This window comes from Chitinophaga sp., from assembly GCF_036566945.1.
GTDB lineage: Bacteria > Bacteroidota > Bacteroidia > Chitinophagales > Chitinophagaceae > Chitinophaga.
This window is the reverse complement of sequence record NZ_DATCVJ010000888.1, coordinates 1-11282: the sequence shown is the minus strand read 5'-3', so window position 1 is coordinate 11282 and position 11282 is coordinate 1. Positions and strand designations below refer to the sequence as shown.

Here is an 11282-nt window from a genome sequence, read left to right as displayed (position 1 = left end):
ACACGAAATAGGGTTAGGTTTTTCTCCCTGATAAATAACAGGGAGCTTCCCTGGATTTTCATACAATAATTTAAGAACCTGTATTCCTTATCAGAAAAGGAATACAGGCCATGTTATATTCAATTTACCCGGACAACAATGTTATAAAATCAAAAAAACAAAAATCCGGAAAATCATCTAAATCAGTATAATCCTGTCCCAAGACAAAAAACCGCGTTATTTCCGCGTCAGCGCAATTTCCATTTCTTTCACTTCTTTACCGTTCTGCGTACGGTACATTTCCATCACCTGGTGGTCTTTGTCTTTCCAGGTAGTCACCTGGCGCAGCAAACAGTCTTTGCCGCTGGCAGGATCTACCACTTTGCCCTTCAATTCGAGCGAATGCGTGGCATCATCCCAGGTGCCTTCCATGATGGTAACACCAGTACCCATGTTGTCGATCCAGGTGTTAATAAATACTTTGCGGTGATTGTCGAACGCCATGGTGCCAAGACCTTCAAAAGGCATTCCCATCATTTCGGCGGTGTAGCGGCTTTCACAATACCGGCCACCGAGGATCATTTTGTTGACACAGGCGCCGGTGGCTTTGGTAGGAGGGGCGTCTGGCTTTTCCCACATGGTCATATCGGCGGTCCATTCACCATCGTCCATGGCCATTTTTTGATGAACAGGCCCTGGCGTCATATAGTCCATCCAGGCTTTCATCATAGCAGCAGAATCCTGCTGTGCATAAGTGTTGGAGGTGATTAACAGGCATAACGCAGCCGCTAACAGGTAGATTGCTTTCATGATGCATAGTGGTTTAGAAATGTTATAATCGGGGTGTAGTAGAATTACAGGATAACAAGTTAAGTCATTTATAGTTACGGAAGATGGTATGCGTGTTACACCTCCCAAATTCCATACCTTTGGTAACGAAAGAATCATCCCCTTATGCAAACAACCATACTGGATGTGTCGGGAAACAGGGCGCAGCCATTGGCCATTGATGCAGCCATTTCCTTTGAACCGTTTATCGCCTGGCTGAAGAAGAGGATCCGTGAAGAACAAACCGTGAAAGCCCGCTTGTATGCAGAAACGCTTGCTGCATTTGAGGCGTCAGACATTGGCCACCACGATATAGCCATAGCAGACACGCCGCGCTACACGCAACAACTGGAATACGTGTATGCTTGTCTTTCTCCTGCCATGCGGGCAGAAGAAACCCTGTCATGGGGACTCAGTTTTCCTTTTATTCCCACTATTTTTTATGGAACCGACCAGCTGTATGCATTGATGGGAGAAAGAAGAGCCAATAACAGCTATGAGGCAAGCCGTAAACCGGGAGATTACCATATTGACCGGTTACAATTGCTGTACGCTTTCATCCTGCAACGGCTCTATAATTTTTTAGTCCCCCTTAAAAGAGAACAGTTCCACGCGGGAATCAATCAGCATACCGGCTTGCTGGAGTATTCCGCGGTAAATTTTAATACTGATTTTGTCAGCGTTACTGCTAAAGGCCCCTTGCCCGAAATAGATATGGGGCAACTCTATACACATCTGAGCGAAGGCGGTGGATTTGAGATACTGGAAGAAATGCTGCCGCTGGAACTGTTCAGCTTCCGTGGTTTTTTTGTGATCATGGTTTCGGATGTAACTACACAGAAAGCGGTGGAAAATATCCAGAAAGTAAGACTATCCCGTACCGCGGTGGTGGAAGAGAAAAGTTTCCAGGAAGTGATTCAATCGCTGAAGTCGTTGGTGCGTAACAGTAAGATTGAGTTCGACCTGTTTCCGTTTCTGCGGGTAAATGATGTACCGGTGTACAGTTTGGAAAAAGGTGGTACCGGTATCCTGTTTGAGGTATGGGGAGAAGACCGGCTTTCGCCGGAAGAATTTGGCCGGCAGGCAAAAGCTTTTGCCAGCAAACCCATCTTCTTTTTTTCGCCGGATATTTTCCAGGAAACCCGGAGGGAATATGCGTTCCTGGAGTATTTCCGTAATCAGGGCGTGAAGTCGCTGGCCCTGATGCCCATTTTTCATTTGCATGAACTGGTAGGTATTATGGCAGTGCATACCTGGCGGGAGGAGTCTTTCGATGATAAAACACTGGCGTTGCTGGAACCAGCTATTGGACCTCTCTCTCAGCTGTTGCAGATTTATATAGAAGAATTTAACCTGGAGATAGAAAAAGTAATCAAGGAAAAATTTACGTCTATCCAGCCAGCAGTGCAGTGGAAATTTAATGAAGTAGCCTGGCACTATCTTTATAACACGAAGAAGAACCTGCCGGTTGTTATCCAGAATATTCTGTTCCAGCAGGTATATCCTTTGTATGGGGCTATTGATATCAGGAATTCTACGGTAGAAAGAAATAAGGCGATTATTGCGGATCTGGACAGTCACCTGAGCATTCTGGCGGCCACGCTGGATAGTCTCCGGCAATACCAGCAAAACGACCTGTTAAAACAGATGATCTACCATTGCCAGCAATGGCAGCAGGCGTTGTTGCAGCAACAGCTGAGTCCTACCGGTGAAAATGAGCTGAACCGGTTCCTGGAAGTAGACGCGGTACAGTATTTACGCCATATTGCGGTGCAGCATCCCAAAACCAGCGAAGCGATTGACGCCTGCCTGCAGGGCTTATCCGGCAATGTGAATAAAGATGCACTGGAAGCCTCCATGCACCTGATTAACGGCACGGTGAACCAGTACTTTGAGTCAGAGAAAAATAAATTGCAGGAATCCTATCCTTGCTACTTCGAGAAATTCAGAACAGATGGTGTGGAGTATGATATCTATATCGGGCAGTCTATTGCACCGGACAAGCCCTTCCATCATCTCCACCTGAAAAACCTCCGCTTATGGCAGCTATCTTCCATGGTGACCATTGCGGGGCTCACCCATGGCTTATTGTCGCAGATGCCAAAAGAACTGCATACCACCCAGCTTATCTTTGTGCATAATCATCCGATAGATATCAGTTTCCGGTCAGATGAACGGAAATTTGATGTGGAAGGCGCCTATAATATCCGTTACCAGATGATTAAGAAACGGATTGATAAAGTACATATCCGCAATACGGAAGAGCGGTTAACCCAGCCGGATAAAATTGCCCTGATTTACTCCGATCGGAAAGATGTGGAAGATTACCTGCCTTTTATCCGTTATTTACAGGATACCGGGGTGCTGTTGCCGGAGCTGGAAGAACTGGAGCTGGAAGACCTGCAGGGACTCAGTGGTTTGCAGGCTATTCGCGTAGGCATCACACTGCTGGCGGAGAAATAAATTTTTATTGGAAATAATTTGCATTCCCGTTAATAGTATACTAAGTTTGTAGACTATTAAGATGTCAGCCAACAGTAGTAAGCATATCTCATGGATAAAAAAGATGTCGATGTTATCGTAGTAGGATCGGGGCCCAATGGCTTGTCTGCCGCCATCAGGCTGCAACAGGCGGGGGTATCTGTATTGCTGTTGGAGTCCAGGGATACCATTGGAGGTGGCATGCGTACACAGGAGCTCACCTTGCCGGGGTTTTACCACGACGTATGTTCTGCGGTACATCCGATGGCGGTAGGTTCTCCTTTTTTCTCAAAGTTGCCTTTAGCTGATTTTGGGCTGGAGTTCGTGCATGCTCCGCTGGCCGCCGCGCATCCTTTTGATGATGGTACGGCTGCTTTCCTGGCGCGATCGCTGGATGAAACGGCGCAGGCGCTGGGCGTAGATGCAGGCGCTTACCGCCGGCTGATACAGCCGGTAGCCGAACATTGGGAAGCGGTAGCAGAAGATAGTCTCGGCCCTTTTTCTTTTCCACGGCATCCCCTGATCATGGCCCGGTTTGGGCTGAATGCGCTGCGGTCTGCCGCGGCGGTGTCAAAAAGATTTTCCACTGCTGCTGCCAGAGGCTTGTGGGCGGGCATGTCGGCGCATTCCATTCAGCCGCTCACCAATACGGCATCTGCTGCTATTGGGATCATCTTATCTGCTGTAGGCCACCGGCATGGATGGCCTGTTCCCAAAGGTGGTTCGCAAGCGATCGGGAATGCGCTGGCGCAATATTTTATTTCATTGGGAGGTAAAATTCAAACAGGCGTACACGTTAGTTCACTGTCGCAATTGCCCTCGCATCACGCCGTGGTGTTTGATCTTACGCCTAAACAATTGCTGACTATTGCCGGAGATCAGTTTTCTCCGCACTATAAAAGACAGTTGTCGCGTTACCGTTATGGTCCAGGTGTATTTAAAGTGGATTGGGCATTAGATGGCCCCATTCCTTTTACCGCAGCGGAATGCAGGCAGGCAGCTACAGTACACCTGGGAGGTACTTTTGAAGAAATTGCATTGTCGGAGCAACGGGCTTATGATGGGCAGCATAATGCAGCGCCTTTTGTACTGTTAACGCAGCAAAGTCTGTTTGACGAAAGAGCGCCGGCGGGCAAACACACTGCCTGGGCCTATTGCCACGTGCCCAACGGATCTGAAGTAGATATGACCACGATTATAGAAAAACAGATAGAACGTTTTGCACCCGGTTTCCGCGATCTGATCCTGGCGAAACATACCATGAATGCGCAGCAGATGGAAGCCTATAATCCGAACTATGTAGGAGGCGATATCAATGGCGGCATTATTGATATCCGGCAGTTGTATACCCGTCCTGCATTGCGGATATCGCCTTACCGGACTTCCGCCAAAGGGATCTATATCTGTTCTTCTGCCACCCCGCCGGGAGGTGGTGTGCACGGCATGTGTGGATACCACGCCGCCAACACGGTACTGAGAGATATTTTTTAAAGCAGTCACTATCATTAATGAATCTATATGCCTACAGTAAAGTCTTATTTACAGGAAGACTGGGCCATTGTTACGCTTGGTTTTGGGATCATCCTTCTTTCCATGACCGGTGTGGTAGTCGCCATTCCCGAGTACAAATGGAGCAATACCGCAGATCTTACCGGTAAAGTATTAGCCGGCGCCAACTTATTAAAAATAGGTGCACAATTTATTTATGTGATCGCCCTGGCGCTGCTGGGATCTTTTCTCACCGGTAAATCAGTGAAAAATACGCTGCTGGTATTCCCGGTGGTGTTTGCACTGACTACCCTGGCGCTCATCATTGCCGGCAACGCCACCCTGAATGGCTATGGCCTGGAAGCCGTTATTTTTAGTCTCATTATAGGCTTACTGATAGGCAACCTTTTTAAATTACCCACCTGGTTCCGCGAAGCGCTGACCTCTGAATTTTTTGTGAAAATAGGATTGGTATTACTCGGTACCACCATCATTTTTTCTGATGTGCTGAAAGCCGGCGCCCTCGGGCTTATTCAGGCGCTGGTAGTGGTATTGTCGGTATGGTATTTTTCCTATTGGGTATGTAAAAGACTGAAGATAGATAATGAACTCACCATGATGCTATCGAGTGCGGTATCTATTTGTGGTGTATCTGCCGCCATTGCTACCTCTGGTGCTATTAAGGGAGATGCAAAAAAGCTGTCGCTGGTGATTTCCCTGGTACTGATTACGGCTATCCCGATGATGATTTTTATGCCGATGATTGCGCACTACTTTAACTTTCCGGAAGCGGTAACCGGCGCCTGGCTGGGAGGTAGTATTGATACCACCGGCGCAGTAGTGGCTTCCGGCTCGCTGGTAGGTGAAACAGCCCTGAAGATCAGTACCATCGTAAAGTTTTCGCAGAATGTATTACTGGGTGTAGCAGCTTTTGCCATCTCCGTATACTGGACTTATACCAAACATCCTAATGCCGGCGATGCCAATACCAAGCCCACTTTGAAAGTGATCTGGGAAAGATTTCCCAAATTCGTGATCGGATTTATTCTGGCTTCACTGGTATTTTCTTTTTTCATTTCCCCGGCAGCCATTGCACCGCTGAAAGCGCCCTTGAAAAGTTTGCAGGGCCTTTGGTTTGCGCTGGCTTTCACTAGTATAGGTCTGGAAACAAATTTCAAAGACCTGATCGGAACAGAAAGCAGGAAGCCCGTATATGCGTTCCTGATAGCCCAGTCGTTTAACGTAGTTGTTACCCTGGTGCTGGCTTACCTGTTGTTTTCATAAACAGGGCGAATTACTTTTTTTAGTATTTTGCCGGTATATGAAATACCGTAATCCCCTTGCCTTACTGGAAAAAATGAATGGGGCGGCCATCGACGCAACAGATACTGCTGCTGTTTCCCTTCTCCGGAAAAAAATACTGGCAGAGCTGGAACTGACAGCAGACAAGGTATTAGTGATCAATGGGGAAGGGTTGAGTAAAAATGACCTGCTGCTTTTTTTCGATAGCTTAAAGAATAAAACGGAATTACATTTTCATGAAGAAATAAAATCAGATCCGGTTTTATCGGAGTTCCTGGTAACAGGATCTATAAACGGACTGTTTGCAGATAAGGCGCTGTATAAAGACAAGTCATTCCTGTCTTTTATAGCGCCCTTTTATGAGCCCTTGTTTACTACCGCCGTGTTGAGTAGTCTGCAGCAACAACAGGTGGAAACGTTACAATACCTGTTTGCCAACCCGGTATTGCTGGATGGGGCGAGTATGAAGCGGTGTTATGATAAAATATTCCGGTTGCTGAAGCAACAATATACCGTGGTGGAAGATGTCAGAAAAAAGCTGGCAAATGATTATTGGACAAGGTGGCAGCAGGTAGCCAATTATATCGGTCCTACACAGGTGCAATTATTGAATGCCCTGCCGGATGCATTTCATCTGCAAAGAAGTGATTACGGAATTCTCCTGATCAACTTTGCACTGGCCTTGCATGCGAATGGTCACAAAAAGGAGGCGTTAAAAATATTGGTCGACCTGCAACAACTCAAAAGCATCTCCTATGTACAGGAAAATGTGGAAAAGTATATTCCGTATGTAAAAGGAGAGATTCCTAATAGACCGCAGTCTGTTAAAACAGCAACAACTGTCACGCCATTTGGTTTCCGTGGATTAACAAAAGCGGGACTGATACAAATAGGACTAATCATTATTGTGGTGATGGCGATTGTGTCGGGAGTGCTGTCTGATATAAAACCATCGGTTGATCCATCAATAATTCCAGTTAAGAAAAATATTTTTTCAGGGTCCCGCACCGACCGGACCATGAGTTATCTTTTGTCGCAGCTGCAAATAACCCCTTCCGCACCAGTAGATAGTCTGCTGAAATATCCGGCCATCACGCCTCCCGCCACCGGAGATGATTTGTATGGTCCTGCATTTATGCAGGCACTCCGGAAACAGGGAGCCGTAGGGCGTGATTTTATAAAGCCACGATATAATAGTCAGGAGTTGGTAGTGCCGGAGTACGGCGACTGGCCGGATATCCATCACCGGCAAAGCATCTGTTTGTATAACCGGCAGGAGACGGCACTCATTGCATTGGTACAAACACCTGATTCTTTTTATTCCTGTTATGTAAGTGCGTACGACAGCGCATTTTTGCCTTTGCCACTATCACTCAGCCGGGTGTATTTTTGCCTGGGAGATTCGTGGAATCCTGATTTGCTGGGATACTGGGCCATGGAATATGTACCGTCGTATACCGTAAAAGGATTGTTTATGCATCCTGTGTATAACCACGATGTTTTTTTGCATAAGTCTGCCATTCAATTTGTGCTGGACAGTACCTATTGGAAAACGTCTAACCGCTATATTCCACTGGAGATATCCCATTCCGATCAACAGCAGCTACAATTGAAACCCCTGTTGGATAATTCCAATGGAGTGGAGATGATCGTCGGAGAATAGTTTTGTTTCTTTTTCCTTATTTTGCCCGCATATGAAATACCGTAATCCCCTTGCCTTACTGGAAAAAATGAATGGGGCAGCCATCGACGCAACAGATCCGGCTGCTGTTTCACTTCTCCGGAAAAAAATACTGGCAGAGCTGGAACTGACAGATGATAAAGTATTAGTGATAGATGGGGAAGGCTTCAGTAAAAATGATCTGTTGCTTTTTTTCGATAGCTTAAAGAATAAAACGGAATTACATTTTCATGAAGAAATAAAATCAGATCCGGGCCTATCCGAATTCCTGGCAACAGGTATGCTGGCCGGCCTATTTGCAGATAATGCGCTGTATAAAGACAATTCATTCCTGTCTTTTATAGCGCCTTTTTATGAGCCCTTATTTACTACCGCCGTGTTGACCAGCCTGCAGCAACAGCAGGTGTTGACCTTACAATATTTGTTTCTGAATCCGGTGTTATTGGATGGGGAGCGGATGAAGCGGTGCTATGATAAAATATTCCGTCTGCTGAAGGAACAACGCACAAAGGTAGAACGCACAAGGACGGTGTTGGCAAAGGATCATCGTGACTTATCGCAGGAAGTGGATCAATATATTGGTCATACACAGGTGCAGCTATTGAATGCGCTGCCGGATGCATTTCATATGCAAAGAAGTGATTACGGTATTGCCGTCATCAACCTGGCGTTGGAGCTGAATGTCCACGGCGACAGGAAAAAAGCACTGGAAATATTAGTGGCCCTACAGCAGTTGTCATGCATCTCGTATGTACAGGAGCATATTGAAAAATATATCCGGTATGTGATAGCCGAGGTGGACGAGCGGCGGCCGGCTATTTTCCGGAAAGAGCCCACTACCAGGCTGGGCAAGCTGTTGGCACATTGGGGATGGACTAAAGAACGACTTATACAAGGAGGTTGCATGATCTTTATCGTATTAGTGCTTGCAATAGGTCGCTACTACGAAAAAAGGGAAACGCCCCGTGAATTATTTGTGCCTGTGCCGGGGAATGTGTTTTCCGGTTCCCGCACGCACTTTACTATGGAGTACCTGTTGTCGCAGCTGGAACTGACTTCGGAAAAACGCATCAGAAATGCAACACTTCATTCCAATTTACCTGTTCCCCGCACTGGCGAAGATTTATACGGTCCGCAGTTTATGCAGGCGCTGAAAGAGCAGGGAGGTGTGGGCGAATATTTTGTGCAACCACTATTCGACAGGTACAAAAAGCTGCAACCGGAAGATAGTAGTTACCAGAGTGTGACACACCGTCAGAGTGTATGTGTTTTCAATCGCCTGGAGATGGGGTTAATTACGCTGTTGCAAACACCAGATTCTTTTTACTCCTGTTTTATTGCGCCGCGTGATAGCGCGTTTGTTCCTTTGCCACTCTCGCTCAGCAAGCTGTATTTTTATGTGGGTTTGTACTGGAACCCTGACTGGGAAGGCGATTGGGCGATGAAGTATGTACCAACCTATCGGACACACGGTTGTTTTATGGTGCCCTGGGTTAAATCCGCGTCTTTTTTGCGTGATTCTTCCGTGCAGTTTATCCTGGATACTACCTATTGGCGTACCGCTAATCGTTATATCCCTATGGAAGTATCGCTTTCTCATGATCTGCTTCAGCTAAAGCAGTTGTCCAATAATACCAATGGAGTGGAGATGAAGGTGGGGCAATAGTAAGGAGGCCAGATCAGGCGTCTGTTTTATTTCTTTTTCCTTATTTTGCTATCAGATGAAATACCTGAACCCACTGGCTTTCCTGACGAAAATGAATGGTGGACCCGTAGACCTGCGGGACAACGCCGCATTATCCCTTCTCCGGAAAAAAATGCTGGCAGAAGTAGAGCTATCAGATGATAAGTTGCTGCAATTCGATGAGCAGTTGTTCAGCAAAAATGACCTGCTGCAATTTTTCGATCGGCTGCCATCTTCTTCTGAGCTGTTCTATCATGAGCAAATCACAGCAGATCCGGTGTTATTACATTTCCTGGAAACGGGCGAAATGCAAAGACAGCTGGCGGATCAGGCCATTTATAAAGACAGTGATTTCCTGCTTTTCATAGCGCCTTATTATGAGCCGCTGTTTACCGTAGCGATACTAAATAGCCTGAAACAGCAGGATATGGCCACCATGAAAGCCTTGTTCAGCGGACCGTTGCTGCTGGATGGCACGCATACTACTGCCAGCTACCGACAGGTATTGCGTTATCTGAAAGGATGCGATAATGAATTGAAAGCAGCCACAGAATCGCTTAATAACGGTGGCGCCTATAGCTGGAAATACTTATCGCGCTTTGTGAATGTTACGCTCATTACACAACTGAATATTTTACCAACGGAGTTTAATAAGTGGAGAAGTGATTTTGGGATTAGCCTGATCAACCTGGCGCTGGCCATTTATACAAAAGACTTTAAGCGTGGACTACAGGTGTTGGAACTGGCGGAACAGTTGCATACCACCGATTATGTGCAGGAGCGGGTGCAGGTACGTAAAAAGGAATTACTGGTTTACCGGAAAGGCGTGTTGCGCAGTCGTCCGTTAGAGATCTGGCTAGGCCCTTTCATAGCGCGCATATGGCCACGTTGGTTAAACGAAAAAAGAACCGGGTTAATTTTCGTGGCGTCCTGTATTACGTTTGTGGTATTAGGGAATATGCTTTCCACAAAACCCGGTGGTGGCAGGAAATCTCCGGCGACCCATGTAACGCATGCAGTAGATCTTTTTGATAAAGCCCATACCGTTGTTGTGATGAACCAACTAGTATCACAGTTGGAATTTTTGTTGTCGGGAAAAGCGGTAGATAGTGTGGTGATCGATACCACATTAGCCACACCCCATACCGGTGATGATGTGTACGGCCCTGCGTTTATGCCCGAATTAACGGGAACTCCTTACATCCCGCCGGCGCAGCGGATATTGCAAACAGATAGCGTTAGCAGTGGGACTGCAGATAGCACCGTCTTCGCTGATCCATTGCATAAACAAAGTCTGCGTATTTTTAACCGGCTGGAAGTAGCAATGGTGGCCTTGTTACAAACGCCTGATTCTTTTTACTCCTGTTTCATATTGCCGCACGACAGTACTTTCCTCCCCTTGCAGCTGACCGCCAACCGGATTTATTTTTATATAGGACAGCATTGGGTGAGGGTGAAATCACCTGCTACGTTCCTGGTGGACTATCGTAAGACAGGTTATTTCACGAAGAATTACAAGAATGCCAACACCTTTCTGCGGGAAGGGGCGTTAACATTTGTACTGGATTCGGCATACTGGCGACAGTCCAACAGGTATATTCCCGTGGAAATCGGCGAAAGCGAAAAGAATTTATTCGTGAACCTCCTCGATAATAATGCCGATGGGGTAGACTTGTACCTGGGCGAATAACATTTACCCGATACCGGTTCCTTTCAACTGATCATTGGTTTTTTTGTCATCCGGCATCAGGCTGTGCAGCTGATACACGGCGGCTTTCAGCTCTTCGTAATTTTGTCGCGCCAATGCTTTTTCGCCTATTTCTATGAAGCGCGCAGCCA

General features: G+C 46.7%; 7 protein-coding genes. 6 read left to right on the top strand and 1 reads right to left on the bottom strand.

The features are described 5' to 3' along the window. Positions 1 to 216: 216 nt before the first annotated feature. Positions 217 to 789: a DUF1579 domain-containing protein gene (locus tag VIP81_RS26795; RefSeq protein ID WP_331968563.1), complete on the bottom strand. Its 573-nt coding sequence runs from the start codon at positions 787 to 789 to the stop codon at positions 217 to 219. A gap of 144 nt (positions 790 to 933) precedes the next feature. Between VIP81_RS26795 and VIP81_RS26790 the strand changes: the two genes are divergently transcribed. The 6 genes from VIP81_RS26790 (at position 934) to VIP81_RS26765 (ending at position 11133) form a co-directional block, all read left to right on the top strand. Continuing rightward, positions 934 to 3270 (top strand): GAF domain-containing protein, encoded by a 2337-nt coding sequence (locus tag VIP81_RS26790; RefSeq protein ID WP_331968561.1) that lies wholly within the window; start codon positions 934 to 936, stop codon positions 3268 to 3270. Positions 3271 to 3360: 90 nt separating this feature from the next. After that, complete coding sequence (locus VIP81_RS26785) at positions 3361 to 4779, top strand: NAD(P)/FAD-dependent oxidoreductase (protein WP_331968557.1); 1419 nt, start codon at positions 3361 to 3363, stop codon at positions 4777 to 4779. A 27-nt stretch (positions 4780 to 4806) separates the two neighbouring features. Further along, positions 4807 to 6060 carry a YeiH family protein gene (locus tag VIP81_RS26780; RefSeq protein ID WP_331968554.1) on the top strand — a complete coding sequence of 418 codons (1254 nt, stop codon included), beginning with the start codon at positions 4807 to 4809 and terminating at the stop codon, positions 6058 to 6060. A gap of 37 nt (positions 6061 to 6097) precedes the next feature. Beyond that, entirely contained in the window at positions 6098 to 7741 is a 1644-nt protein-coding gene (locus VIP81_RS26775) for a hypothetical protein (protein WP_331968551.1), read from the top strand. A gap of 31 nt (positions 7742 to 7772) precedes the next feature. Beyond that, entirely contained in the window at positions 7773 to 9425 is a 1653-nt protein-coding gene (locus tag VIP81_RS26770; protein WP_331968548.1) for a hypothetical protein, read from the top strand. A 55-nt stretch (positions 9426 to 9480) separates the two neighbouring features. Beyond that, positions 9481 to 11133 carry a hypothetical protein gene (locus VIP81_RS26765; RefSeq protein WP_331968545.1) on the top strand — a complete coding sequence of 551 codons (1653 nt, stop codon included), beginning with the start codon at positions 9481 to 9483 and terminating at the stop codon, positions 11131 to 11133. Positions 11134 to 11282: the final 149 nt, after the last annotated feature.

Bases quoted from the DNA above. Each gene is read 5' to 3' on its own strand.
- VIP81_RS26775 (WP_331968551.1), top strand. From the start codon at position 6,098: ATGAAATACCGTAATCCCCTTGCCTTACTGGAAAAAATGAATGGGGCG.
- VIP81_RS26795 (WP_331968563.1), bottom strand. From the start codon at position 789: ATGAAAGCAATCTACCTGTTAGCGGCTGCGTTATGCCTGTTAATCACC.
- VIP81_RS26765 (WP_331968545.1), top strand. From the start codon at position 9,481: ATGAAATACCTGAACCCACTGGCTTTCCTGACGAAAATGAATGGTGGA.
- VIP81_RS26770 (WP_331968548.1), top strand. From the start codon at position 7,773: ATGAAATACCGTAATCCCCTTGCCTTACTGGAAAAAATGAATGGGGCA.
- VIP81_RS26780 (WP_331968554.1), top strand. From the start codon at position 4,807: ATGCCTACAGTAAAGTCTTATTTACAGGAAGACTGGGCCATTGTTACG.
- VIP81_RS26790 (WP_331968561.1), top strand. From the start codon at position 934: ATGCAAACAACCATACTGGATGTGTCGGGAAACAGGGCGCAGCCATTG.
- VIP81_RS26785 (WP_331968557.1), top strand. From the start codon at position 3,361: ATGGATAAAAAAGATGTCGATGTTATCGTAGTAGGATCGGGGCCCAAT.